Origin of the sequence: Pseudomonas sp. NBRC 111127, assembly GCF_001320345.1 — a bacterium.
GTDB classification, from domain to species: Bacteria; Pseudomonadota; Gammaproteobacteria; order Pseudomonadales; family Pseudomonadaceae; genus Aquipseudomonas; species Aquipseudomonas juntendi.
Genome location: NZ_BCBD01000037.1, coordinates 14,586 through 39,888, shown reverse-complemented (window position 1 = coordinate 39,888; position 25,303 = coordinate 14,586). Strand labels below are relative to the sequence as shown.

Annotated in this window: 27 protein-coding genes; 21 read left to right on the top strand and 6 right to left on the bottom strand. The window is 64.4% G+C overall.

The window, feature by feature from the left end:
* Together APH30_RS09625 and APH30_RS09620 are read left to right on the top strand one after the other, a co-directional pair.
* The coding region (locus tag APH30_RS09625) for an efflux RND transporter periplasmic adaptor subunit (RefSeq protein WP_054912375.1) at positions 1 to 1,072 on the top strand (1,072 nt) is incomplete at its 5' end.
* Positions 1,073 to 1,083: 11 nt separating this feature from the next.
* Positions 1,084 to 4,209: an efflux RND transporter permease subunit gene (locus tag APH30_RS09620; protein ID WP_054912372.1), complete on the top strand. Its 3,126-nt coding sequence runs from the start codon at positions 1,084 to 1,086 to the stop codon at positions 4,207 to 4,209.
* 27 nt (positions 4,210 to 4,236) lie between these two features.
* Here APH30_RS09620 and APH30_RS09615 read toward each other — a convergent pair whose 3' ends face one another.
* Positions 4,237 to 4,548, bottom strand: a complete 312-nt coding sequence (locus tag APH30_RS09615) for an HU family DNA-binding protein (protein ID WP_054912371.1) — start codon at positions 4,546 to 4,548, stop codon at positions 4,237 to 4,239.
* Positions 4,549 to 4,734: 186 nt separating this feature from the next.
* Between APH30_RS09615 and mobA the strand changes: the two genes are divergently transcribed.
* The 12 genes from mobA to APH30_RS09555 all read left to right on the top strand — a co-directional run bounded on the left by mobA (position 4,735) and on the right by APH30_RS09555 (position 18,643).
* A complete protein-coding gene (gene mobA, locus APH30_RS09610) occupies positions 4,735 to 5,325 on the top strand; it encodes a molybdenum cofactor guanylyltransferase MobA (protein ID WP_054912370.1) in 591 nt (196 codons plus the stop codon).
* Positions 5,326 to 5,447: 122 nt separating this feature from the next.
* Positions 5,448 to 5,756, top strand: coding sequence for a hypothetical protein (locus APH30_RS09605; RefSeq protein ID WP_029884859.1), 309 nt, complete (start codon positions 5,448 to 5,450; stop codon positions 5,754 to 5,756).
* 568 nt (positions 5,757 to 6,324) lie between these two features.
* Positions 6,325 to 7,386, top strand: a complete 1,062-nt coding sequence (locus APH30_RS09600; protein WP_009686646.1) for a 3-deoxy-7-phosphoheptulonate synthase — start codon at positions 6,325 to 6,327, stop codon at positions 7,384 to 7,386.
* Between the two features lie 80 nt (positions 7,387 to 7,466).
* A complete protein-coding gene (locus tag APH30_RS09595) occupies positions 7,467 to 7,748 on the top strand; it encodes a peptidylprolyl isomerase (RefSeq protein ID WP_009686645.1) in 282 nt (93 codons plus the stop codon).
* An 11-nt stretch (positions 7,749 to 7,759) separates the two neighbouring features.
* Entirely contained in the window at positions 7,760 to 9,688 is a 1,929-nt protein-coding gene (locus APH30_RS09590; protein ID WP_371262817.1) for an extracellular solute-binding protein, read from the top strand.
* On the top strand, positions 9,685 to 10,743 hold the full coding sequence (locus APH30_RS09585) for a microcin C ABC transporter permease YejB (protein WP_054912368.1): 1,059 nt from the start codon (positions 9,685 to 9,687) through the stop codon (positions 10,741 to 10,743). The genes APH30_RS09590 and APH30_RS09585 overlap by 4 nt, the downstream gene beginning before the upstream one ends.
* Positions 10,743 to 11,759, top strand: a complete 1,017-nt coding sequence (locus APH30_RS09580) for an ABC transporter permease (protein WP_009686642.1) — start codon at positions 10,743 to 10,745, stop codon at positions 11,757 to 11,759. The genes APH30_RS09585 and APH30_RS09580 overlap by 1 nt, the downstream gene beginning before the upstream one ends.
* A gap of 52 nt (positions 11,760 to 11,811) precedes the next feature.
* Positions 11,812 to 13,194 (top strand): sigma-54-dependent Fis family transcriptional regulator, encoded by a 1,383-nt coding sequence (locus APH30_RS09575; RefSeq protein WP_054912367.1) that lies wholly within the window; start codon positions 11,812 to 11,814, stop codon positions 13,192 to 13,194.
* 232 nt (positions 13,195 to 13,426) lie between these two features.
* A complete protein-coding gene (locus tag APH30_RS09570; RefSeq protein WP_009686639.1) occupies positions 13,427 to 14,818 on the top strand; it encodes a GntP family permease in 1,392 nt (463 codons plus the stop codon).
* A gap of 10 nt (positions 14,819 to 14,828) precedes the next feature.
* Positions 14,829 to 15,599, top strand: a complete 771-nt coding sequence (hbdH, locus tag APH30_RS09565) for a 3-hydroxybutyrate dehydrogenase (protein ID WP_009686638.1) — start codon at positions 14,829 to 14,831, stop codon at positions 15,597 to 15,599.
* 178 nt (positions 15,600 to 15,777) lie between these two features.
* On the top strand, positions 15,778 to 16,053 hold the full coding sequence (locus APH30_RS09560; RefSeq protein ID WP_009686637.1) for a peptidylprolyl isomerase: 276 nt from the start codon (positions 15,778 to 15,780) through the stop codon (positions 16,051 to 16,053).
* A 112-nt stretch (positions 16,054 to 16,165) separates the two neighbouring features.
* Positions 16,166 to 18,643 carry an autotransporter outer membrane beta-barrel domain-containing protein gene (locus APH30_RS09555; protein WP_054912366.1) on the top strand — a complete coding sequence of 826 codons (2,478 nt, stop codon included), beginning with the start codon at positions 16,166 to 16,168 and terminating at the stop codon, positions 18,641 to 18,643.
* A 46-nt stretch (positions 18,644 to 18,689) separates the two neighbouring features.
* Here the strand turns inward: APH30_RS09555 and APH30_RS09550 are convergent, their stop codons facing one another.
* Positions 18,690 to 19,313 carry a LysE family translocator gene (locus APH30_RS09550; RefSeq protein ID WP_054912365.1) on the bottom strand — a complete coding sequence of 208 codons (624 nt, stop codon included), beginning with the start codon at positions 19,311 to 19,313 and terminating at the stop codon, positions 18,690 to 18,692.
* Positions 19,314 to 19,444: 131 nt separating this feature from the next.
* Here APH30_RS09550 and APH30_RS09545 point away from each other — a divergent pair, with 131 nt between their 5' ends.
* Positions 19,445 to 20,254, top strand: a complete 810-nt coding sequence (locus tag APH30_RS09545) for an AraC family transcriptional regulator (protein WP_054912364.1) — start codon at positions 19,445 to 19,447, stop codon at positions 20,252 to 20,254.
* 106 nt (positions 20,255 to 20,360) lie between these two features.
* A complete protein-coding gene (locus tag APH30_RS09540; RefSeq protein WP_054912363.1) occupies positions 20,361 to 20,975 on the top strand; it encodes a LysE family translocator in 615 nt (204 codons plus the stop codon).
* Here the strand turns inward: APH30_RS09540 and APH30_RS09535 are convergent.
* A complete protein-coding gene (locus APH30_RS09535) occupies positions 20,923 to 21,648 on the bottom strand; it encodes a metallophosphoesterase (protein WP_054912362.1) in 726 nt (241 codons plus the stop codon). The two genes, APH30_RS09540 and APH30_RS09535, sit on opposite strands and share 53 nt — an antisense overlap.
* 228 nt (positions 21,649 to 21,876) lie before the next feature.
* On the opposite strand from APH30_RS09535, the gene APH30_RS09530 reads away from it, so the two are divergent.
* Positions 21,877 to 22,614: a carbon-nitrogen hydrolase family protein gene (locus APH30_RS09530; protein WP_054912361.1), complete on the top strand. Its 738-nt coding sequence runs from the start codon at positions 21,877 to 21,879 to the stop codon at positions 22,612 to 22,614.
* Positions 22,611 to 22,853, top strand: a complete 243-nt coding sequence (locus tag APH30_RS09525; RefSeq protein WP_009686629.1) for a hypothetical protein — start codon at positions 22,611 to 22,613, stop codon at positions 22,851 to 22,853. The genes APH30_RS09530 and APH30_RS09525 overlap by 4 nt, the downstream gene beginning before the upstream one ends.
* Positions 22,854 to 22,857: 4 nt before the next feature.
* Here the strand turns inward: APH30_RS09525 and APH30_RS09520 are convergent, their stop codons facing one another.
* Positions 22,858 to 23,358 (bottom strand): methylated-DNA--[protein]-cysteine S-methyltransferase, encoded by a 501-nt coding sequence (locus tag APH30_RS09520; protein ID WP_054912360.1) that lies wholly within the window; start codon positions 23,356 to 23,358, stop codon positions 22,858 to 22,860.
* Positions 23,359 to 23,580: 222 nt separating this feature from the next.
* On the opposite strand from APH30_RS09520, the gene APH30_RS29040 reads away from it, so the two are divergent.
* Positions 23,581 to 23,751, top strand: a complete 171-nt coding sequence (locus tag APH30_RS29040; protein ID WP_177333718.1) for a hypothetical protein — start codon at positions 23,581 to 23,583, stop codon at positions 23,749 to 23,751.
* Positions 23,752 to 23,805: 54 nt separating this feature from the next.
* Here the strand turns inward: APH30_RS29040 and APH30_RS09515 are convergent, their stop codons facing one another.
* Positions 23,806 to 24,165: a hypothetical protein gene (locus tag APH30_RS09515; RefSeq protein ID WP_054912359.1), complete on the bottom strand. Its 360-nt coding sequence runs from the start codon at positions 24,163 to 24,165 to the stop codon at positions 23,806 to 23,808.
* Positions 24,166 to 24,374: 209 nt separating this feature from the next.
* Here APH30_RS09515 and APH30_RS09510 point away from each other — a divergent pair, with 209 nt between their 5' ends.
* Together APH30_RS09510 and APH30_RS09505 are read left to right on the top strand one after the other, a co-directional pair.
* Positions 24,375 to 24,689, top strand: a complete 315-nt coding sequence (locus APH30_RS09510; RefSeq protein WP_054912358.1) for a hypothetical protein — start codon at positions 24,375 to 24,377, stop codon at positions 24,687 to 24,689.
* 63 nt (positions 24,690 to 24,752) lie between these two features.
* On the top strand, positions 24,753 to 25,004 hold the full coding sequence (locus APH30_RS09505) for a hypothetical protein (RefSeq protein ID WP_054912357.1): 252 nt from the start codon (positions 24,753 to 24,755) through the stop codon (positions 25,002 to 25,004).
* On the opposite strand, the gene APH30_RS09500 is transcribed toward APH30_RS09505, so the two are convergent.
* Positions 24,991 to 25,299, bottom strand: a complete 309-nt coding sequence (locus tag APH30_RS09500; RefSeq protein ID WP_009686623.1) for a hypothetical protein — start codon at positions 25,297 to 25,299, stop codon at positions 24,991 to 24,993. The genes APH30_RS09505 and APH30_RS09500 overlap by 14 nt on opposite strands.
* Between the last annotated feature and the right edge of the window lie 4 nt (positions 25,300 to 25,303).

Genomic DNA, 25,303 nt, shown 5'->3' with positions numbered 1-25,303 from the left:
GCCCACCCCGCAAGTACGGGTGGAAACCCTGCAACTGCAGCCCTTGGCCATCAGCAGCGAACTCAGTGGCCGCATCCTGGCCCCGCGTACCGCAGAAGTGCGCGCGCGGGTCGCCGGCGTGGTGCTCAAGCGGGTGTACCGCGAAGGCAGTGACGTCAAGCAAGGCGATGTGCTGTTCCTGATCGACCCGGCGCCGTTCAAAGCCGACCACGACAGTGCCCGCGCAACCTTGGCCAAGGCCGAAGCCACCCGCTACCAGGCCCGCCTGCAAGAGCAGCGCTACCGCCAGCTGGTCGACGACAAGGCGGTCAGCCGCCAGGAATACGACAATGCCAAGGCCAGCCTGCTGCAGGCCGATGCCGCCGTAGCCGAAGCCAAGGCGGCACTGGCGCGCGCACGCCTCAACCTCGGCTATGCTACGGTCACCGCGCCCATCTCCGGGCGCATTGGCCGTGCCCAGGTCACAGAAGGCGCGCTGGTCGGGCAAAACGAGAGCACCCCGCTGGCGACCATTCAGCAACTGGACCCGATCCACGCCGATGTCACCCAATCCACCCGCGAGCTCAATGCCCTGCGCCGCGCCTTGCGCGCGGGCGAGCTGCAGCAGGTGGGCGACGGTCAGGCCCGGGCGACGCTGATCCAGGACGACGGCAGCGCCTACCCACTGCCGGGCAAATTGCTGTTCTCCGACATCAGCGTCGACCCCAGCACCAACCAGATCACCCTGCGCAGCGAGTTCCCCAACCCGGACCTGGACCTGTTGCCCGGCAGCTACGTGCGCGTGCGCCTCGAGCAGGCCGTGCAACCCCATGGCCTGAGTGTGCCGCAGCGCGCCATCCTGCGTGACAGCGCCGGGGTGCCCAAGGTACTGGTGGTCGACCCGCAGGCGCGGGTGAGCGAGCGCGAGGTGGTGCTGGGCAATACCCAGGGCGACCGCTGGATCGTCAGCGCCGGCCTGGCCGCTGGTGAGCGCGTGGTCATCGAGGGCCTGCAGCACGTCAAGGCCGGCGACCAGGTGCAGGTCGACCCCAGCCCACAAACGCCGCCCATCGCACAGCACAACGGCCAGTGAGGGCCTGACCCATGCCGCAATTCTTCATCGACCGCCCGGTATTCGCGTGGGTGGTCGCGCTGTTCATCCTGCTGGCCGGCGCGCTGGCCATCCCGCAACTGCCGGTGGCCCAATACCCCAACGTGGCACCGCCGCAGGTCGAGATCTACGCCGTATACCCCGGCGCCTCGGCAGCCACCATGGACGAAAGCGTGGTCAGCCTGATCGAACAGGAACTCAACGGCGCCGACAACCTGCTGTACTTCGAATCCCAGAGCAGCCTGGGCAGCGCCACCATTACCGCCACCTTCGCCCCGGGCACCCACCCGGACCTGGCCCAGGTCGACGTGCAGAACCGCCTGAAGGTGGTCGAGTCCCGCCTGCCGCGGCCGGTCACCCAGCAGGGCCTGCAGGTCGAGAAGGTGTCCACCGGCTTTCTGCTGCTGGCCACCCTCACCTCCACAGACGGCAAACTCGACGAAACCGCCCTGTCGGACATTCTGGCGCGTAACGTGATGGATGAAATACGCCGCCTCAAAGGCGTCGGCAAGGCCCAGCTGTATGGCTCGGAACGGGCCATGCGCATCTGGATAGACCCGCGCAAACTGGTCGGTTTCAACCTCACGCCCAACGACGTGGCCGACGCCATCGCCGGCCAGAACGCCCAGGTAGCCCCTGGCAGCATTGGCGACCTGCCCAGCCGCAGCACTCAGGAAATCACCGCCAACGTGGTGGTCAAAGGCCAGCTGAGCACGCCGGATGCGTTCGCCGCCATTGTGCTGCGCGCCAACCCCGACGGCTCCGTGGTCACCCTTGGCGATGTCGCCAGGGTGGAAGTCGGCGCACAGGAATACCAGTACGGCACCCGCTTGAACGGCAAGCCGGCCACGGCCTTCAGCGTGCAGCTGGCACCGGGCGCCAATGCCATGCAGACCGCCACCCTGGTACGGGCGAAACTGCAGGACCTGGCGCGCTACTTCCCCGAGGGGGTCAGGTACGACATCCCCTACGACACCTCGCCGTTCGTCAAGGTGTCGATCGAGCAGGTCATCAGTACCCTGTTCGAAGCCATGCTGCTGGTGTTCGCGGTGATGTACCTGTTCCTGCAGAACCTGCGCTACACGCTGATCCCGACCCTGGTGGTACCGGTGGCACTGATGGGCACCTTCGCCGTGATGCTGGCGCTGGGCTTCTCGATCAACGTGCTGACCCTGTTCGGCATGGTGCTGGCCATCGGCATCCTGGTCGATGACGCCATCGTGGTGGTGGAAAACGTCGAACGCATCATGGCCGAAGAAGGCTTGCCGCCCCGGCAAGCCACGCGCAAGGCCATGAGCCAGATCAGCGGCGCGATCATCGGCATCACCCTGGTACTGGTGGCGGTATTCCTGCCCATGGCCTTCATGCAAGGGTCGGTGGGTGTGATCTACCAACAGTTTTCGGTCGCCATGGCGGTATCGATCCTGTTCTCGGCATTCCTCGCCCTCAGCCTGACCCCGGCACTGTGCGCCACGCTGCTCAAGCCTGTGGCCAAGGGCGAACAGCATGCACGCAAGGGTTTCTTCGGCTGGTTCAACCGCCGTTTCGAGGGCATGAGCGATGGCTACCAGCGCTGGGTCATGCAAGCGCTGCAACGCAGCGGGCGCTACCTGTTGCTGTATGCGCTGCTGCTGGGGGTATTGGGCTATGGCTTGAGCCAGCTGCCCACGGCGTTCCTGCCCACCGAAGACCAGGGCTACACCATTACGGACATCCAGCTGCCGCCGGGCGCCAGCCGCATGCGCACCGAACAGGTGGCCGCCCAGATCGAGGCGCACAACAGTGAAGAACCGGGGGTCGGCAACACCACACTGATCCTGGGTTTCAGCTTCTCGGGCAGCGGGCAGAACGCTGCGCTGGCCTTCACTACCCTCAAGGACTGGTCCGAGCGAGGTGCCGAACACACTGCCCAGGCGATTGCCGAGCGCGCCAACCAGGCCTTCACGCAACTCAAGGATGCGGTGGCCTACGCCATGCTGCCGCCGCCCATCGACGGGCTTGGCGAGTCGACCGGCTTCGAGTTCCGCCTGCAGGACCGGGGTGGCATGGGCCACCGCGCGCTGATGGCGGCGCGTGACCAGCTGCTCGAGCAGGCCGGCAAGAGCAAGGTACTGAGCAACGTGCGCGAAGCCTCGCTGGCGGAAAGCCCGCAGGTGCAGCTGGAGATCGACCGCCGCCAGGCCAATGCCCTGGGCGTGACGTTTGCCGATATCGGCTCGGTGCTCGACGTGGCAGTGGGCTCCAGCTACGTCAACGACTTCCCGAACCAGGGCCGCATGCAGCGCGTGGTGGTGCAGGCCGAAGGCGACCAGCGCAGCCAGGTGCAAGACCTGCTGAACATGCATGTGCGCAACAGCAGCGGCAAGATGGTGCCGTTGGCCGCGTTCGTCCAGGCCAAATGGGTCAGCGGCCCGGTGCAACTGACGCGTTATAACGGCTACCCGGCGGTGTCGATTTCCGGCGAACCGGCCCCCGGCTACAGCTCGGGCGAAGCCATGGCCGAAATCGAGCGCCTGGTGGCGCAACTGCCCGCCGGTGCCGGCCTGGAATGGACCGGCCTGTCGCTGCAAGAACGCCTGTCCGGCAGCCAGGCGCCGATGTTGATGGCGCTGTCGCTGCTGGTGGTGTTCCTGTGCCTGGCTGCGCTGTACGAGAGCTGGTCGATACCTACCGCAGTGCTGCTGGTGGTGCCACTCGGCGTGCTGGGTGCGGTCCTGGCGGTAACCCTGCGGGGCATGCCCAACGACGTGTTCTTCAAGGTCGGCCTGATCACCTTGATCGGCCTGTCGGCGAAGAACGCCATTCTGATCATCGAGTTCGCCAAGCACCTGGTCGACCAGGGCGTGGACGCCGCCGATGCCGCCGTACAGGCCGCCCGCCTGCGCCTGCGGCCGATCGTGATGACATCGCTGGCGTTCATCCTCGGCGTGGTGCCCTTGGCGATCGCCAGCGGTGCCAGCTCGGCCAGCCAACAGGCGATCGGCACCGGGGTTATCGGCGGCATGCTGAGCGCAACGTTGGCGGTGGTATTCGTGCCGGTGTTCTTCGTCAGCGTGATGCGGCTGGCTGGCACGCGCAAAACCACAACGGCCGGCGAGGCGCTGCACGACAGCCCCTGAATGAGGGTCCCCAGGGACCCTCTGCGTTCACTTGCGGGGTTTGGTCTTGGCGTCGGCCTCCCCGCTGAATCTGACGGCGTCCTTGGGGGCCTTGCCAGCTCGAAACTTGACCGTCATCGCCGCCGGAATCTTCAACGGTTTGCCAGACCGCGGGTCCCTGCCGACCCGCGCTGGCCTTCGGGCAGTCTCGAACCTGCCGAAACCCACCAAAGCGACAGGCGTGTGTGTGCTCAGCGATGCCTTGATCCCGTCGATGAAGGCATCGACTGCCTTTTTGGCCATCGCCTGGCTGAGTTCGGCGCGCGCTGCTACCTGTTCAATAAGTTGCGCTTTGTTCAATTGCCTTCTCCTGGGAATCTGGCTTGCCCTCATTGCCATGGCAGGGCTGCAGCCCTATTCAAGGGAGAAGCAGCGGCGGGCACAACTGGCAAAAATGTCAGTGCCCTGGCCCCGCGTTCACGTCCGCTGGACAACCGCTGTCGTGCGTGTGAGGGTTGCCTTCGTGCCTGCCTCGGACTTTAGCCAATGACTGAACAATTGCTCACCTGCTCTGCCCTGATCCTCGCGGGAGGCCGCGGGCAACGTATGGGCGGCCGGGACAAGGGCTTGATCAGCTGGCAGGGCGAGCCACTGGTGGCCGCAATCCATCGCGTGCTGCGGCCCCTGACCGACGACCTGGTGATTTCCTGCAACCGCAACCAGCAGGCCTACCGGGTGTATGCCGACCAGTTGGTGGGCGATGCCGACAACGACTTCCCCGGGCCGCTGGCGGGGGTGATTGCCGGGCTCAAGGTGGCGCGGCATGCATGGGTGGTGGTGCTGGCCTGCGATGCGCCGCTGGTCGACCGCGCACTGATCGAAGACCTGCTGCGGGTTGCTGCGGCCAATGACAGTGCCGCGATGGCGCACCAGGGCGGCTACTGGCAGCCGATGTTCAGCGTGTTGCCGCGCCAGTTGTTGCCGGTGCTGGAGCAAGCCTGGGCCGAGGGTGAGCGGAGCTTGCAGAAGGCCCTGTTGCGCGCCAAGGTGCAAGCACTTGAGTTCAGCGCAGACGATCGCCGCTTGAGCAACTTCAACAGCCCCGAGCTGCTGCAGGAATACGCGCAACCTCGCTGATCGCCGGCCCGGCGCAGCGGCCCCCATCGCTTGTTGCGCTTACCGCTCGTCGCCCGAACGGCACCCAGCCCGGCTCACCAGGCCAAACGAATGACAGATCATCCGCACGATGGAGATATCCCATGATCCGCATTCGCCCGCTCTCCCTGTGCCTGGCACTGGCGCTGACCCCACTCGCTGGGACCAGCTTCGCCGCCACGGCCACCAACACCGACAGCCACCCACAAACCGACCAGTCTGGCGGCAAGACTGCCGGTGAGGGCAGCAGCGTCAACACCCCTGGCAGCGGCAAGAGCAATGACAGCAGCGACACCGGCAGCAGCACGGACGCCGCCGATGGCGCCACGGGCGGCTCCAACAGCACCGGCGAGGCTACTGGCTCGGGTGCCGGCGCCAGCGGTGGCACCGCTGAAGATCAGGACAGCCGTTGACAGGGCCGTTTAACCATTCAGTACACAAATAAATGATTGAACACATAGTATTTATCCATTGAATGGCCCAGCCGAACTGCAGTAAGCTCGGGCTCATTCACTGGAGCGCAACATGCCAACACACATCCGCCACCTCGCCAACCACACCGGTCGCCAACCGCGCCCTGTGCTGGCCGTTGCCGGCTGCGTAGCTCCAGCAAGCTATTACTTCGGGTATTGGTTTAGCCACTAGGCGCCGATACCTGCACGGCGCCCACCTTCGAGGGGCCGCCGAAAATGAGAATACTCAAACCCCCGGTCGGCTCCCCGACCGGGGGTTTTGCGTTTCAGGCCTTTGAAAAAACCATTGATTCACATTGAGGACCGCTTCATGAACTACGCCACCTATTACTACGCCGACACCTACACCTGGCGATTTAGCCAATCCCGCTCGGGCCAGCCAGCCGCCTCCGATCGGTCTTGCACAGGTGGCAATGCAGCAGCCAACAGTAATTCAACGATCTGTCGAACACCTCGATAGGGCCGACCGCGCGGGCCAGCCCCCGCCGTCCGCCCAGGGAAAAATGCCATGCACGCCTCCAGCCTCGCCCTGCCCCTGACCCAGCCGCAAGCGGCCAACACCGCAGTCAGCAAACGCCTCCCCAGTGCGCACCTGCTCAAGCAGCAAATGCCGCTCGCCACAGACCTGGCCCAGCAAGTACATGCCCACCGCCAGGCTATACGCAACATCCTCGAAGGCCACGATCAGCGCCTGCTGGTGATCGTCGGCCCGTGCTCGATCCACGACCCGCGCGCCGCGCTGGAATACGCCGACCGCCTGGCCGCCCTCAGCCGCGACGTCGACGACAAGCTGCTGTTGGTGATGCGCGCCTACGTCGAAAAACCGCGTACCACGGTGGGCTGGAAAGGCCTGGCGTATGACCCGCACCTGGATGGCAGCGACGACATGCATGCCGGCATCGCCCTGTCTCGCGGGCTGATGCTGAGCATGATCGAGCGCGGCCTGCCCATCGCCACCGAGTTGCTGCAACCGCTGGCCGCGGGCTACTTCGACGACCTGCTGGCCTGGGCTGCGGTAGGCGCGCGTACCACCGAATCGCAGATCCACCGCGAAATGGTCAGTGGCCTGGCGCTGCCAGTGGGCTTCAAGAACGGCACCGACGGTGGTATTGCCGTAGCCAGCGACGCCATGCGCAGCGCTGCACACCCGCACCGCCACTTCGGCCTGGACGCGCAAGGCCACCCGGCGATCATCGAAACCCTGGGCAACCCCGACACCCATCTGGTACTGCGCGGCGGCCACAAAGGGCCCAACTACGATGCCCCTAGCATTGCCCTCGCCCGCCAGGCGCTGGCCAAGGCTGGCTTGCAGCCACGGATCATGGTCGATTGCAGCCATGCCAACAGCGGCAAGGACCCAGCGCGCCAGCCTGCGGTGTTCAATGAGGTGCTGGCGCAACGCCTGAGCGGCGACCGCTCGCTGGTCGGCGTGATGATCGAAGGCCACCTGTTCGACGGTTGCCAGGCGCTGGGCAAGGGCGCCCTGAAGTACGGCGTATCGATCACCGACGGCTGCCTGGGTTGGGCCTCGACCGAAACGCTGTTGCGCGAAGCCGCACAACAACTGTGAGCCGATGGTTGCAAGCCTGGCGAGACATACCCCGGACAAGTGCGCTAGGCTTGCACTTTTTACCCCAAGGAGCAGTACCCATGGCCCGTGCAACCGCCCGTCACATCCTCGTTGCCAGCGAAGACAAGTGCAACGAACTGAAAGCCCAGATCGAAGCCGGTGCCGATTTCGCTGAAATCGCCAAAGCCAACTCCACCTGCCCGTCCAGCCGCCAGGGCGGTGACCTGGGTTCGTTCGGCCCAGGCCAGATGGTCAAGGAATTCGACACCGTGGTGTTCAGCGCACCTGTGAATACCGTGCAAGGCCCGGTAAAGACCCAGTTCGGCTACCACCTGCTGGAAGTCACCAGCCGTCAGGACTAAGCAGCCAACAGCTGTTCATGCCCCCGGTGGCAGCGGGTTCACACGCGAATACGTCAGCTCAGGCAACGAGGCTGCATGCTCGGGCGTATTCGCGGGGTAACCCGCTTCTGCAGGGGTTGTGGTGCCTGTTGCTGCTTTGTTTCGCCCTCGATACCCTGGCCGCCCCCACCCATGCCCTCACGGTGTACGGCGAAGCCCCCCGCTACGGCGCCAGTTTCCAGCATTTCGACTATGTGAACCCCAGCGCCCCCAAGGGCGGCATGCTGCGCCGCTCGGCCATCGAGATTGGCCAGTTCGACCATATCCTGCCGTACATCGACAAAGGCATTGGTGTCAGCCAGGTCGATGGCCTGTTGTTCGCACCCCTGGCCGTGCGCTCATTCGACGAACCCTACACCGTCTATGGGCTGATCGCCCGGCGCATGGAGCGTGGCCCGGATGACGCCTGGCTGCGTTTCGATATCGACCCACGGGCGACCTTTGCCGACGGCAAGCCGGTGCGCGCCGAAGACGTGCGCTTCACCTACGACCTGCTGATGAGCAAAGGCAGCCTGACCTACCGCACCCAGTTCGCCGACGTCAGCGCGGTGACCGTGGAAGGCCCGCGCAGCATCCGCTTCGACTTCAAGCCCGGGCACGGCCGTACCCTGGCGCTGGACCTGGCCAGTTTGCCCGTGCTGCCCGAGCACGACTGGCAGCAACGCGATTTCGCCAACGGGGCCGGCTTCGACAAACCGGTCGGCAGTGGGCCCTACCGCATCGGCCAGATCGACAATGGCCGCAGCATCACCTTCGAGCGTGACCCCACCTGGTGGGCCCGTGACCTGCCGGCCAGCCGTGGCCGCTACAATTTCGCCAAACTGCGCATCGAGTACTTCGGCGACACCGAGGTGGCGCGCCAGGTGCTCAAGGGCGGGGGCTACGATTACAACCGCGAGTTCTCCGCAACCGCCTACACCCTGGGTTACAACGGCGCCACACTGGACGACGGTCGCCTGCAACGGGCCCACCTAGGCCCAGCCAAACCGCAGGTAGCCCAGGGCTTCGTGTTCAACCTGGACCGGCCGCAGTTCAAGGACCGCCGTGTACGTCAGGCACTGGGCATGCTCTGGGACTTCGAGTGGAGCAACCGGCAGATGATGCGCAACCTGTACATCCGCCAGCAGAGCGTGTTCTCCAATACCCCGCTGGCCGCCCGCCAGCTACCCGATGCCGGCGAGCTGAAACTGCTCGAACCGCTGCGTGGCCAGGTGCCGCAGGAAGTCTTCGACCACGTGTTCACGGCACCGGTCACTGACGGCTCGGGAATCATCCGCGCCCAGCAGTTGCAAGCCCTGGCCCTGCTGCAGCAGGCCGGCTGGCATGCCGATGGCGACCGCCTGGTCAACCGCGAAGGTCAGCCCCTGACGTTCACCTTCCTCAACGGCCAGGCCGGCATGGAGCGCCTGCTGTTGCCCTGGAAGCGCAACCTGGCACAGATCGGCGTTACCCTGAATATCCGTAACGTCGACTCGGCGCAGTACGTCAACCGGCTGATGGCCCGTGACTACGACATGGTCGTGACCGGCTACCCGGTGACGCTGTCCCCCGGTGCCGAGCTGTACAACTACTTCGGCTCGGCCGCTGCCCACGACCCCGGTTCGAACAACCTGATGGTCCTGCAGGACCCGGCCGTCGACCACCTGATCGACGGCCTGGTACGCGCTGCCAGCGAGGCCGACATGCTGCGCCACGCTCACGCCCTGGACCGGGTGCTGCAGTGGAATTACTACTGGATCCCCAACTACTACCCGCCAGGCAGCTCCACCGTCTGGTGGAACCGCTTCGGCTTGCCCAAGGTTCAGGCCACCTACGATGAAGGCCTGGACACCTGGTGGGAGATCAGCCCAACGGCGCTGACCAATGAACAGATGGCCATACGCCGGAACGCCGCCCCATGACCCGCTACCTGTTGCGCCGCCTGCTGCTGATCATTCCGACATTGCTGGCGATCCTGCTGGTCAACTTCGTCATCGTACAGGCCGCGCCAGGGGGCCCGGTGGAACAAGCCGTGGCGCGCCTGCAAGGCATCGGCGGTGGCACCCCCGGTGCGCGCTCGGAGGTTGTGCACGGTGAATCACGCGCCACCCGCGGGCTCGACCCCAAGCTGATCGAAGAGATCAAGCGCCAGTACGGCTTCGACAAGTCTGCGCCCGAGCGCCTTTGGCTGATGCTGGGCCAGTATGCCCGGCTGGACTTCGGCAACAGTTTTTTCCGTGGTGCCAAGGTCACCGACCTGATCCTCGACAAACTGCCGGTCACCCTGTCGCTGGGCTTCTGGGCCACGCTGATCACCTACCTGGTGTCCATACCCCTGGGCATTCGCAAGGCGGTGCGCCACGGCAGCCACTTCGATGCCTGGAGCAGCGCACTGATCGTGGTCGGCTACGCCCTGCCCTCGTTCCTGTTCGCCCTGTTGCTGATCGTGGTGTTTGCCGGCGGCACTTCGCTGAACTGGTTTCCGGTGCGCGGTCTGGTTTCCGACAACTTCGACGAGCTGAGCCTGCTCGGCAAGGTGGCCGACTACTTCTGGCACCTGGTACTGCCCGTCGGCGCCTTGGTAATCGGTGGGTTCGCCACCCTCACCTTGCTGACCAAAAATGCCTTCCTCGACGAAATTTCGCGCCAGTACGTGGTCACCGCCCGGGCCAAGGGCCTGAGTGAGCGGCGGGTGCTCTACGGCCATGTATTGCGCAACGCCATGCTGCTGGTGGTGGCCGGGCTACCACAGGCACTGATCAGCGTATTCTTCGCCGGCTCGCTGCTGATCGAGGTGATTTTTTCTCTGGATGGCCTGGGCCGCATGAGCTACGACGCCGCCGTGTCGCGCGACTACCCCATCGTTTTCGGCACGTTATTCATCTTCACCTTGGCAGGGCTGCTGATCCGCCTGATCGGCGACCTGGCCTACACCTTGCTGGACCCACGCATCGACTTCGACACGAGGGCGCACTGATGCTGTCGCCTGTGGCGCGCCGGCGCCTGCAACGTTTTCGCCGCAACCGCCTGGGCTGGGTCTCGCTGTGGGTATTCGCCGCCCTGCTGTCGCTGAGCCTGGGCGCCGAGCTGGTGGCCAACGACAAGCCGTTGCTGCTGGGCTACCAGGGCGAACTGTACGTACCGGCGCTCAAGCGTTATACCGAGCAGCAATTTGGCGGCCAGCTGCCGTTCCAGCCCGACTACCGCAGCGCCTACGTGCGCAAGCTGATCGAGGACCAGGGCGGCTGGATGCTGTTCGCACCGATCCCGTTCAGCGCCGACACCCCGAACTACGACTTGCAGGTCCCAACGCCCAGCCCACCGAGCAGCAGCAACTGGCTGGGTACCGATGACCAGGGCCGAGATGTGCTGGCCCGGGTGTTGTATGGCACGCGGGTGTCTTTGCTGTTTGCCTTTGCCCTGACCGTGATCAGCGTGGTCATCGGGGTGACGGCAGGCGCCCTGCAGGGCTACCACGGGGGCTGGGTCGACCTGTTCGGCCAGCGCCTGCTGGAGGTATGGTCCGGGCTGCCGGTGTTGTACCTGCTGATTATCCTCAGCGGGTTCGTCGAGCCGGATTTCTGGTGGCTGCTGGGGATCATGGCGCTGTTTTCATGGCTGACCCTGGTCGACGTGGTGCGGGCCGAGTTCCTGCGGGGGCGCAACCTGGAATACGTCAAGGCAGCCCGGGCGCTGGGTTTGCCAGACAGCCAGGTCATGCTGCGGCATATCTTGCCCAATGCCTTGAATGCCACACTGACCTACGTGCCGTTCATGCTCACCGGGGCCATCACCACGCTGACCGCGCTGGACTTCCTCGGTTTCGGCATGCCCGCGGGCAGCGCCTCGCTGGGGGAGTTGGTGACCCAGGGCAAGCAACACCTGGAGGCACCGTGGCTGGGCTTTACCGCGTTCTTTGCCCTGGCGCTGATCTTGTCGCTGCTGGTGTTCATCGGCGATGCCTTGCGGCAGGCGTTTGACCCGAAGGGCTGACGTTTCAGGCAAGGTGCCGGCGCGGGCAAACAACGTATTCAGGACTTTTTCCATGCACGACAGCGACAGCCTCAAGGACTATCCCCACGTTCGGCAACTGGCGATCCGTTCGTTGTTCGAGATCATCGAACAGTCCAGCGAAGGTACGGTGATCGTCGACCGCCAGGCGCGTATCGCCTGGATGAACGAACGCTACGCCCGGCGCTTTGGCCTGGCCGACGCGGCCAGTGCGATTGGCCAGCCCTGCGAAGCAGTGATCCCCGGTAGCCTGATGCGCGAGGTGGTGAGCAATGGCAGGCCTATCCTGCTGGACATGCTGGACACGCCGAACGAGCCGTTGGTGGTCATGCGCCTGCCTATCCACGACGACCAGGGCGCGCTGATCGGCGCCATCGGTTTTGCCCTGTTCGATCAGTTGCGCAGCCTGTCGCCGCTGCTCAAGCGTTATTCGAGCATGCAGCAGGAGCTTGCCTCGACCCGCTCGCAACTGCGCGCCCGCCAGGCCAAGTACAGCTTTGCGCAGTTCGTTGGCAGCAGCGCTGCCAGCCTGGAAGCCAAGCGCCGTGCGCGGCGCGGTGCAGGCAGTGACTCGCCGGTGCTGTTGCTGGGCGAGACGGGCACGGGCAAGGAGTTGCTGGCGCACGCCATCCACGCTGCCTCGGCCCGGGCACACAAGGCGTTCGTCAGCATCAACAGCGCCGCCATCCCGGAAACACTGCTGGAGGCCGAGTTCTTCGGCACCGCGCCCGGTGCCTTTACCGGGGCGGACCGCAAAGGCCGCAGCGGCAAGTTGCAACTGGCCGAAGGCGGCACATTGTTCCTCGATGAGATCGGCGACATGCCGCTGGCCTTGCAAAGCAAGCTGCTGCGGGTGCTGCAGGAAAAGGAATACGAGCCGGTGGGGTCGAACCAGATGCTGCGCAGCGACGTGCGCATCATTGCGGCCACGTCCATCGACCTGCAGGCGGCCATGGCCCGCGGCGCATTCCGCGCCGACCTGTACTACCGGCTGAACGTGTTACCGATCGAAGTACCCCCGCTGCGGCAGCGGCTGGAGGACCTGCCGGCGTTATGCGAGGCCGTGCTGGCAGAGCTGGGCAGCCAGTACGAGCTGGAAACCGAGGCGCAGCAACTGCTGGCACGCCATGCCTGGCCGGGGAATTTCCGTGAACTGCGCAACGTGCTGGAGCGGGCGACCTTGCTGGCCGATCAACCGCGCCTGGGGGTGGCAGACTTGCGTGCGGCGTTGGGGCCGTTGAGTCCGCTGTCGGCGGCACCGGTGCGCCAGACCTACCGCGAGGCGTGCGAGGCATTCGAGCGCTCACTGATCGCCGGGGCGTTGGCGGACCATGCGGGCAACGTGCCGCAGGCGGCAAAGGCGCTGGGGCTGGGGCGCTCGACCTTGTACAAAAAAATGGTGGCGCTTGGTCTCTGAGTAGAGACTTTTGTCTCTTTTTAGAGATAGCCGTACAAGCTCCGTTGTGCAGGCAGGCAGCTTGCCAATCTAGGAGGAGAAGGTGCGTGCGCTTGAGCAACAAAATCTCAAAACAGAGACTGAAACACTGAAAGAAATAAAAACTCTATGCAAATCAATAAGTTAAAAATTGGCACGATATCCGCTTTCTCCTGCAAACCGATAACAACAAGACTCACCCAGGAGACACCCGATGACCGTGCTCATCGCCCTTGCCGCGCTGGCCCTGCTGATGCTGGCCGCCTACCGCGGCTACAGCGTCATACTGTTCGCCCCTATCGCCGCCCTCGGCGCCGTTCTGCTCACTGACCCGTCCGCCGTTGCCCCCGCCTTCACCGGGGTTTTCATGGAAAAAATGGTGGGCTTCATCAAGCTGTACTTCCCGGTGTTCCTGCTGGGTGCGGTGTTCGGCAAACTGATCGAGCTGTCCGGCTTTTCCCGCTCGATCGTGGCCGCCGCCATCCGCCTGCTCGGCACCCGCCAGGCCATGCTGGTGATCGTGCTGGTCTGTGCGTTGCTGACCTACGGCGGCGTCTCGCTGTTCGTGGTGGTGTTTGCGGTATACCCGTTTGCGGCCGAGATGTTCCGCCAGAGCAACATCCCCAAACGGCTGATCCCGGCCACCATTGCCTTGGGGGCGTTTTCATTCACCATGGACGCCCTGCCCGGTACCCCGCAGATCCAGAACATCATCCCCAGCACCTTTTTCAACACCACCGCCTGGGCCGCACCCTGGCTGGGCCTGATCGGCACACTGTTCGTGTTCTGCACCGGCATGGCCTACCTGCAGCGCCAGCGCAACAAAGCCCAGCGTGCCGGTGAAGGGTATGGCACCGACTTGCGCAACGAACCGGAAACCGCTGCCGACCTGAGGTTGCCCAACCCCTGGCTGGCGATATCCCCGTTGATGCTGGTGGGGGTGATGAACCTGCTGTTCACCCACTGGATCCCGCAGTGGTACGGCGCGAGCCACAGCTTGCAACTGCCCGGCATGAGTGCCCCAGTGAACAGCGACGTGGCCAAGCTGACCGCCATCTGGGCGGTACAGGCAGCATTGCTGGTCGGCATCCTGATGGTGCTGGCATGTGCCTTCGGCGCCATCCGCAGCCGTTTGGCCGAAGGCACCAAAAGTGCTGTCGGCGGCGCCTTGCTGGCAGCCATGAACACGGCCTCGGAGTATGGCTTTGGCGCAGTGATCGCCTCGCTGCCAGGCTTCCTGGTGCTGGCCGATGCCCTGCGCGGCATCCCCAACCCCCTGGTCAATGAAGCCATCACCGTCACCCTGTTGGCCGGCATCACCGGCTCTGCCTCAGGCGGCATGAGTATTGCGCTGGCCGCCATGGGTGACACCTTCATCGCCGCCGCCCATGCCGCCAACATTCCGCTCGAGGTGCTGCACCGGGTAGCGGCCATGGCCAGCGGCGGCATGGACACCCTGCCGCACAACGGCGCGGTGATCACCCTGCTGGCAGTCACCGGCCTGACCCACCGGGAAGCCTACAAGGACATTTTCGGTATTACCCTGATCAAGACCCTGGCAGTGTTCGTGGTAATTGCCACGTTCTACGCCACTGGCATTGTCTAAGGAGCACTGCATGACCCTCAACGGCAAGACTGCACTCGTGACCGGCTCGACCAGCGGCATCGGCCTGGGTATCGCCCAGGTACTGGCCCGGGCCGGTGCCAACATCGTCCTCAACGGCTTTGGCGACCCGGCACCCGCCCTGGCGGAAATTGCCCGGCACGGGGTAAAAGCCATCCATCACCCGGCCGACCTGGCTGAGGTCGCCCAGATCGAGGCATTGTTCGCCGCGGCCGAGCGCGAGTTCGGCGGCGTCGACATCCTGGTCAACAACGCTGGTATCCAGCATGTGGCCCCGGTCGAACGGTTTCCGGTGCAAAGCTGGGACAAGATCATCGCGCTCAACCTGTCGGCGGTCTTCCATGGCACACGCCTGGCGCTGCCGGGCATGCGCGCGCGCAATTGGGGGCGCATCATCAACATTGCCTCCGTGCATGGCCTGGTCGGTTCGACCGGCAAAGCGGCGTACGTGGCCGCCAAGCATGGCGTGGTGGGCCTGACCAAGGTCGTGGGCCTGGAAACCGCCACCAGCCCTGTCACCTGCAACGCCATTTGCCCGGGCTGGGTGCTGACCCCGCTGGTGCAGCAACAGATCGATGACCGTGCCGCCAACGGTGGGGATGCGCTGCAGGCGCAACATGACCTGCTGGCGGAAAAGCAACCTTCGCTGGCCTTCGTTACCCCGCAGCACCTGGGCGAGCTTGTGCTTTTCCTGTGCAGCGAAGCGGGTAGCCAGGTGCGTGGTGCCGCCTGGAACGTTGACGGGGGCTGGTTGGCCCAGTGACGCAGGCTCCTGCGGTGGTTGGCACCGGTTTTTGCCGGTGTTTGCCGCCGAAGCGGCTGCTGGCCGATGCGCTATCAGCGGTGCGAGAGCACCGCCCACGGGCCTGGGTGAAAGGCCACAAACGCGCAGCAATCAGGCATAATGCGCGCTTTTCGCCCCCCCGAAGCACAGGTAATCCATGAAAGCTCAAGCCCGCCATATTCTGGTCAAGACCGCTGACGAAGCCGAAAAGCTCAAGCAGCGTATCGCCAATGGCGAGGCGTTCGACGTGCTGGCGAAAAAGTTCTCGACTTGCCCGTCCGGCAAACGGGGCGGCGACCTGGGTGAAGTCCGCCCAGGGCAAATGGTCGGCGCCATCGACCAGGTCATCTTCAAGAAGCCCCTGCGCGTGGTACACGGCCCGATCAAGAGCAAGTTCGGCTATCACCTGGTGCAAACCTTCTACCGCGACTAACACACTGGCCCTGTGCCACCTGACATTTTTGCCAGTTGTGCCCAGCACGCACACCTCTATAAAAACCGCGGTAACCCTGCACGCCATGCGTGACCTGCAGGGCCCCTGGTCAATGGAGGCTTCCCTGATGCGTCTGCGCCTGTTGCTGACTCTTGGCTCACTGCCGTTATTGAGCATTGCCCTGCCCGCTGCACATGCTGCGTGCACCTTCGCGCCCACTGCCGGTAACGACAGTTACAGCTGCGACAGTGGCAGCGCCCCCTCGCTGGTGGATACCAGCGGCGACAACCGCCTGGCACTGCCAGCATCGGGCAGTGGCACGATCACCGGCGACGTGACGTTCGGCGCTGGCAAGGACAGTATCGACATGGCTTCCGGCACCATCGGTGGCAACGTCAACCAAGGCGCAGGCATCGACGATTTCGTAATGAGCGGCGGGGTTATCGCCGGCAACCTCAACCAAGGCGATGGCCTCGACACCTTCCACATGATCGCGGGCTGGATCCAAGGCACGTTCGACAGCGGCGACTACGCCGAAATGGACGGTGGCCGCATCGGCAACGTCAATATGCGCCTGGACGAAAACACCTTCATCATGCGCGGCGGTATTGTAGACCGGAACGTGATCACCGCCTTCGACAAGGACTATGTCGAGATCTTCAATGGCAGCATCGGCGGCAACATCAGCGTCAGTGGGGGTGATGACCAGGTACTGGTGCATGGTGGCGAGGTGGGCGGCGATGTGCTGCTCAGCACCGGCAATGACCGCTTCACCTGGGATGGCGGCCGCATTGGCGGGCGGGTCGATGCCGGGCCAGGTGATGACCTGGCGCTGCTCAAAGGGCTGAGCCCCGAAGTGCTGAACATCACCCTCGACGGCGGTGATGGCAACGACAGCCTGACCTTCGACGCCAGCCAGGCCATGGGCGGTGCACACTACGTGAACTGGGAACAGCTGGCGCTCAACAATGCCAGCCAACTGGCACTGGATGACACGCTGGTGCTGGGTGACAGCAACAGCGGCACAGGCAGCATCGCCATCGACGCCAGCAGTACCCTCACCTCGCGCCAAGGCACGATCACCCCGTTCACCACCGGCCAGCGCGTCTCGGTCAACAACGCAGGTACGCTCGACCTGAGCGCAGGTAACGATGCCAAGGGCCGCCTGACCATCGAGGGCGACTACACCGGCAGCAACGGTAGCCTGCGCCTGAACAGTGTGCTGGCCGGCGACGGTGCTGCGTCCGACCGGCTGGTGGTCAGCGGCGGTGCCATTGGCGGCGCTACCCGATTGAGCATCAACAACCTCGATGGCGCCGGCGCCGCCACCACGCAGAACGGCATACAAGTGGTGGAAGCACGTGACGGCGCAACCAGTACCGCGTCGGCCTTCGTCCAGACCCAGACGCTTTCGGCGGGCGCTTATGACTACCGGCTGTTCAAGGGCGGGGTAACGGCAGGCAGCGAGAACAGCTGGTACCTGCGCTCGACCTTGGTGGCAGCACCCGCAGTCGTCGCCGAACCGGAACCCGGCGAGCCCCCTGCGCCTGCCCCTGCCGTAAACCCGCCGGTGGCTGCACCGGCCCCCGGCCAGGTCGACCTGCCGGCACCGGTGCAAGGCGAAAGCCTGCCCCTGTACCGCCCGGAAGTGCCGGTGTATGCCGCAGCGCCAAGGGGCGCCGCGATCATCGCCCGCCAGGCGTTGGGCAGCTTCCACCAGCGCCAGGGTGACCAGCAGCTGCTTCAGGGTGAAGGTGGCTTGCCCGCCAGTTGGGGCCAGGCCTATGGCGGCACGCTGCGCCAGCAATGGACCGGCACGGTCAGCCCAAGCCTGGACGGGGACCTGTACGGTTTCAAGGTTGGCCAGGACCTGTACGCCACAGTCAACGACAGTGGCTATCGCCAGCACATGGGCTTTTATGTCAGCCACAGCCGCCTGGACGCCGACGTCAAAGGCTTCGCCCTGGCCGTGCAGGACCGCAGCGTCGGCGACCTGCAACTCGATGGCGACAGCGTGGGCGGCTACTGGACGCTGGTCGGCCCGCAGGGTGGCTACCTGGATGCCGTGCTGCAGTACACCCGCCTGGACGGGCGCGCCCGCTCCGAGCGGGGTGACAAGCTGAACATCGATGGCCATGCCTGGACGGCGTCGCTGGAGGCCGGCTACCCGATCGCCCTGTCCGACCGCTGGACGGTGGAACCGCAAGCCCAGTTGATTGCGCAGAAGGTCAAGCTCGACAGCGCCAGTGACAGTGTCTCGCGCATCAGCCATGACGCCCAGGTCGAAATGACCGGCCGCCTGGGCGTGCGCCTGGAGGGTGCCTTCAAGGGCAGCAGCGGGCGCCTGTTGCAGCCCTACGCGCAGGTCAACCTGTGGCACGGCGACGGTGGCCGCGACACCCTGACCTTCGACGACACCGACAAGATCAAGACCGACTACCGCTACACCTCGGTGCAAGTGGAAAGCGGCGTGGTGGCGCAGGTCAGCGATGCACTGAGCGTGCACGGTGGCGTGCAGTACACCGCCAACCTCGACAGCCGCCAGCAGGAAGCCAACGGGGTGAACCTGGGCATACGCTGGGCGTTCTAGTGCCCTGTCCCGGCAAAAGTGAACAGCTTACTACCCGGGTTGAACCCTAGCGACGCGCCACGAGTAGGCCGAGGCCAGCGCAACCCAACAGCGAGGCGCTGACCCGGTTGAACAGGCGCCGCGGGCCTGGCTGGCTGAACCAGCGCTGCAGGTAGGCACCAAGGCCTGCATAGAGGGCGATCGCTGCCCATTCCAGCACCAGGAACAGTGCTCCCAGCCAGAGGAACTGCTGACTGACCGGCATACGGCTGTCGACGGTTACGAACTGCGGCAGGAACGCAGTGAATATAAGGATCGCCTTCGGGTTGCCGGCCGCTACGAAGCATTCCTGCCGCGCCAGGTGCCACATGCCCCGCAGCTCACCGCCGGTGCTCGCAGCCACGCCCACCGGTGCCCGCCACAGTTGCCAGGCAATGTAGAACAGGTAACCCGCGCCCACCACTTTGATGGCCAGAAACAGGTATTCACTGGTATGCAGCACCACCGCCAGGCCCATGGCCGCCAGCGCGATCATGCCACTGAACGCCAGGATGCGCCCGGCACCGGCGACACAGGCGGTGCGCAGCCCGTAGCGGCTGGCGTTGTGCAGCGACAGCAGGTTGTTCGGCCCCGGGGCCATGTTCAGGGCGAAGCAGGCGGGGATGAAGAGCAGCAGGCTCGATAAGTCCATTCTTGTTTTCCTTTGGCAGCAGGCGCCTATTTCGGCGGGCACGGGGCCATTCGGTCAAGTGACAGCCAGCGATAAAAACTGTACAGGTGCCTTGCAGCTGTTACCCTGCCGACAACCCCGAGGAGCGCATAATGCCCCGTACCCACGCCGCACTGTGGCGCGACCCGAACCTGCCACATGTGGAAAGCCGGCGCGCCTGCCATAGCCGCGCCTGCTATAGAGCCCACAGCCACCCGACATTCTCCATCGGCGCAGTGGATGCTGGCCTCAGCCTGTTCAGCGGAGCTGCCGGCGGGCAGGCGCGGTTGACACCTGGAACCCTGGTGCTGGTACCGCCCCAGCGCGTGCATGCCTGCAACCCCGCACCCGGGTATGCCTGGAGCTACCAGATGCTGCATGTGGATGCCCGCTGGCTGTCGCAACTGCGCCTGGAGTCGGAACTGGATGACGGCGGGGCTGGCGCCCCTGCGCGTATCTGCCGGGAGGCAGTGCTGTATCAACAATTCTGCGAGCTGAACGGCCTGCTGTTCTCCACCGCCAGCAGTGCAGAGAAGGACGCGGCGCTGGTTGCCTTTCTCGGTGACCTGGACTTTGCCGCGCAGCCGCCGCTGGCACCGGCACCGGCATTGGCGGCTACGGCCCTAAGCGGCTTGATCGCAAGGATCGAAGCCCAGGATCCGGCACAGTTGAGCCTGGCGGTACTGGCGCGGGAGGCCGGGCTTGGGCGCTATCAGTTGATTCGGGCGTTTCGTGCAGCCACCGGTTTCACCCCCCATGCTTACCTGCTCAACGCCAGGGTCAACCTTGGGCGGCAGCTGCTGGGCAAAGGGCAGGCACTGGCAGAGGTGGCCTACCGATTGGGGTTTGCCGACCAGAGCCATTTCCAGCGGGTGTTCAAGGCTCATGTGGGGGTGACACCGGGGCAGTATCGCGGCGCTTGAAGGTGCACAGCCGCGAGGCTGACCCATGGGGCCCCTGCAATATTCTTCAATACGCCATGCCAGCCCGGCAGCAGACTGCGGCTTTTCCCGCAGAGCAGCCCGGCCCATGCAAATATTCCTGATCGTCGCCCTCGCCCATTTCCTTGCACTGCTATCGCCAGGCCCGGACTTCTTCCTGGTCGCACGCACGTCGGTCAGCAGCGGCTGGCGTAGCGCCAGCGGCGTGTGCCTGGGTATCGCCCTGGGCAATGGTGCGTTCATCACCGTGGCCTTCACCGGCTTGTCGATGCTCCAGGAAGGCAGCCCATTGTTTGCCAGCCTGCAACTGGTCGGTGCCGTCTACCTGGTGTACATCGGTATGCTGTTCCTGCGCCATGCAGGGCATACCCGCCTGACTGCGGCCGTTGGCAAGCACACTGGGCCAGGGTGGTGGCAGGGGCTGGGCATGGGTTTGCTGTCTGCCCTTCTCAACCCCAAGAACGCACTGTTCTACGCGAGCCTGGCCAGTATGGTGGGCAGCGCCAGTGCCGGCTGGAAAGCCGCTTGCGCGCTGTGGATGTTCGGTGTGGTGCTGCTGTGGGACCTGCTGATCGCCGTGACCATCGGCAACCAGCGGGTACTGCGGCGCTTCGCGCGTTGGCTGCCGTGGCTGGAACGCAGCTCCGGGATCATGCTGGTGCTCTTGGGCGCGGCGGTGCTGTTACACCTGGCCTGGGGGTGACCAGCTTCAGGCTGCGCATGTCCACCAAGGTGAAGTGGCCGCTGGCCCAGCCGCCAGTGTCCAGGTGCCAGACATTGCCCAGCAGCGTGGCCTGCGGCACCGGCGTGTGGCCCACCAGCAAGGCGCGCAGGCCTTGCACCGGCTCGGTATCGCCAGCCCTGAGTCGCCGCCGCGACCACTGGCATACTTGCCTGACTTTGGGGTCATCCAGCAGCTCCAGCCACGTTCTCAATTGCAGCCAATCGGCAGTCGGGCTGTCGGCATGCAGCAGGCCGACCAGGCCTGCCGCACTTTCAACCTCGATCGCAATCGGCAGTTGCTCGAAACGTTCGACGAAGCGCAGTTGCTCGGCCCGCGGCAGGTCGATGAACCAACCGCCGCCAGCTTCGCGGTACATGGCCAGGTCCAGTTTCCCACCCCGCACGCGGGTAATGGCCAAGGCCTCATGATTGCCTTGCACGGCATGAAACCAAGGCTTGGCCAGCCACTCCAGGGCCGCCTCGTTGTCTGGCCCGCGGTCGACCAGGTCGCCCACGCTGAACAGGCGGTCCACGGCGGGGTCGAAACCCACCGCATCCAGGCATTGCTGCAGGCGCTGGAAATGGCCGTGAATATCGCCCACTGCCAGGTCGCGGCCCCGCAGGTTGGCGATCATGCGCCGTAACCGTCCCATCTCACTGTTCCTCTGCTGGCGCTGCCCAGGCAGGGATGAAAGGCTGACGGACCCGGCCTCCCCCCGCACGCATCGCGCCCTTGATGAACAGCATGGCACAACCTGCTCCAAGCGCGCAGGTCGCGGGCCACTTTCGCCCCTTGTGCTCGCTGAACGCCCCTTCACTGGTACAGGCGTCGTGGCCGATAGTATGCTGGCGGCTTCAACCTTTACCAGGGAAGGGTTTACATGAAGCTGTGCGCCGTACAACTGGCATCGCTCAAAGGCGAGGTCTCAGCCAACCTGCAGCGCCATCTGGCCTGCATCGAACAGGCTGCAGCGCTTGGCGCCGAACTGGTGGTGTTTCCCGAGTTGTCGCTGACCGGCTATGAGCCCAGTGTGGCACGCCAGGCGGCCATGCCGGTCAGCGCCAGGCAGCTGGACCCGCTGCAGGCCGCCAGTGACCGCCTGGGCATCACCGTTGCCGTCGGCCTGCCGCTGCCAGCCCCTGACGGCATACGCATCGGCATGCCTGTGTTCAGCCCCAATGCACCGCGCCAGGTCTATGCCAAGCGGCGCTTGCATGCCGATGAGTTGGCCTGGTTCAGCGCCGGTGACCAAGCCTTGTTGCTGACATTGGGTGAACACTGCATCGCCCCGGCGATCTGCTACGAGTCGATGTTCATGGGGCATGCCGCTGCGGCCCGTGAACATGGCGCCGACCTGTACATGGTCAGCGTGGCGAAAACCGCCAAAGGGATCAGCGAGGGTCACCCGCACTACATGCGGGTCGCCCGCGAGCTGGCCATGCCGGTGCTGCTGGCAAACTGCGTGGGGCCAGCCGACACCTTCATTGGCGCCGGCGGCTCGGCTGCGTGGGACAGCAAGGGCCACTTGCTGGCCAGCCTGGACGACCGCAGCGAAGGCCTTATCGTGCTTGATACCCGCCAGGCCAATGCCATTGCGCTGCCACTGGACCCGGTATGACCTATTTCGTACTGGCCCTGCTCAGCTATGCCTGTGCCTACTACCTCACCGGCCTGATCATCCGGGGGCAAATGGCCGACGTGGCCGAGCATTTGCGTCACCGGCCCGACGCGCCGACACCCGGCGCCTACCTGCGTGAAGTGCAACAGGCTGCGCGGCGGGCCCACCGGCACTACACCTTGATGGCAGGTTCGGTACTGGCGGTGCTGGCCTGCCTGATCGCCAGCTGGTTCGGCTGAACAGCTAAAGGTCCAGCGCCAGGCTCTGCCGCCCTTCCAGCGCCAGCAGGTATTGCTTGGCCGCCAGCCCGCCGGCAAACCCGGTCAAGTTGCCCGATGCACCGATGACCCGGTGGCAAGGCGCGATGATCGAGATGGGGTTGCGGCCATTGGCCGCGCCCACTGCACGCACCGCACCGGGGTTGCCGAGCTGCCGGGCAATCTCGGCGTAGCTGCGGGTTTCACCGAAGGGTATGGCCAGCAACGCGGCCCACACCTGGCGCTGGAACCCGGTACCGGCAAAATCCAGCGGCAGCTCGAACTGTCGGCGCTTGCCGCTGAAGTACTCACCCAGTTGGCGAGCGGTTTCCAGCAGCACCGGGCACTGATCGTCACGGTGCAGTGCGCCCAGGCGCACGCGGTTTTCGCGCTCGTTCTCCCACAGCACGGCTGCCAGGCGATCGCCGCGCGCTACCAGGGTAAGCGTGCCGACAGGCGATTGCATGATGGTGAATGCGCTGGACATCAGCGGGCTCCTGCAGATTGCGATGCCGCCACTGTAAGTATCTACCGTCTGTGGCGCATCCGCTTTCTTGCTCGGGTAACTGCACAGCAGGCACTGATCCGCACCGGACGGGCGGACTGAGGCGTCCACACTATCACTTTGTGATTAACCCTAATCGAACTGAGTCACGGGTTCTTTTGATGGGTCGAGAATTATGAATGCAGTCAATTCATGAGGTGAACCATGACCATCGTGGCAGAAACGCTCGCCCAGCTCGCCCAGGCACTCAAGGCTCAGGGGGCGCGGCGCATCGCGGAACTTACCTTCATCCGTGCGCCCTATCGCTGCGGCAAGCGCTGGATATGCAGTGTGGTACGCCGAGGGGCCGGGCGCAAACTGATCAAGCAGTCGTAAGCCCGGTTGAAACCTGGCGCGGTCTGAAAGGACCCAGCCGCGCTCGGCGCTGTTTCAGTCCAGGCATTCCTTGGCCGCCTGGCGCAACTTGTCCCCGGACAAGAAACTGCCTTTGTAGAACGTAGCACGGCTGCCTTCGCCTGAATCGATCACCTCCAGTACATCGTCACTGGCCACGGCACTGGATGCCGTCAGTCGATAGCCATGGGCAATCGATTTCTGCGTGGCTTGCGGAGCCACAGCCTGCCATTTCGGCAAGACGCAGGCCGCATATTCCTGGGGCGTTTTCGAACTGAGCTTGCTGGCCGTCGGCTTGCCAGGCGTGGCACAACCGGCAAGGCCGGCGATTAACAATGAACTGATAGAAATACGAAAAGTATGCATTTGCAATTGACTCGTATGGATATGCTGCATTCTAACGAGACCGATACCCACTGACCAATCAACCAAAGTCTTGCCACGAGAAGCCTGTTGTTCAACGGCAGCGCATTACAGCGACTATTTGCTTATAACGACGGAACGAATTGAATCCGCTCCGCTTCTGATGAGCAACAGGCAGCGCAGATTCGGGCTGGCCTGTTCACTTACCTTGACTCAGTGCTCGCTTCGTTCAGGAGATTGCCATGCTCTGGTGGCTGGAAATACTCACCCAATATGCAACCGCCACTGGCTTGGCTGTCCTCTGCATCCTGGTGTTCTGGGCTTTTGGGCTGGCGTTCGGACGCGCCTATCTGAAGTTGCTTTCTGCCTTGTTAGCCACCATGCTGCTGATGATCGCCGCGTTCCCGCACGGCGTGGACTTCGCCCTGAGGAACCACCTCACCCCGGGCGACGCCAGCGCCCTGCTATTGTTCATTGCCGACGCATCGGGCGTAATCACCGCGGTGCTGCTGGCCTCGTTCTTCTTCGATCCGGAACTGTTGCTGGATGAGGCCTGATCACTCAGGCCGGCCTTTGCTGACCCCAGGCGCAACAGCATCCGACAATCAGGCCCCCGCATTATGGAAACGCTTCGCACCATCAAGTCAGATCTGGTCAGAACAGCAGATCACCTGGACCAGCTTAGCCAGACCATGAGTGGCCATGTGCGCTTCATGCTGGCTCGCGGCAGTTCGCCAGGCGACATCGATGTCACCGCGCACGTGCGCGCTATTGATGGGGTTGCGGAGCAACTGCGCGCCGTGGCTGCGAGAATGGACGGCGGCGAGCGCGCAGGTGAAAGCTGGCCGCAGCGCCGGCCTAGCGAAACTTGAGCTTCACGACTTTACTGAGTGCCCAGCCGCTGAAAACGTAGAATGCGTCCAGATAAAAACGGCCTGCATAATTGGGCAACGGCGCGTTGTTGAGCAGCACATCAGGATCAGGCGTTGGCGGAAACAGCGCATAAATACCATTGGGCAGCACTGCCAGTGCCAGCAACAACAGGTAAGTCGATACTTGCAACAGGGTGGCCCGGCTGCCGAACCTGACCGACCATTTCAAACCGTAATAGGCTACCAGGCCGGCCACCGGCAATACCCAGAAATGCGTCGGGATTCCAATGAACATTTCG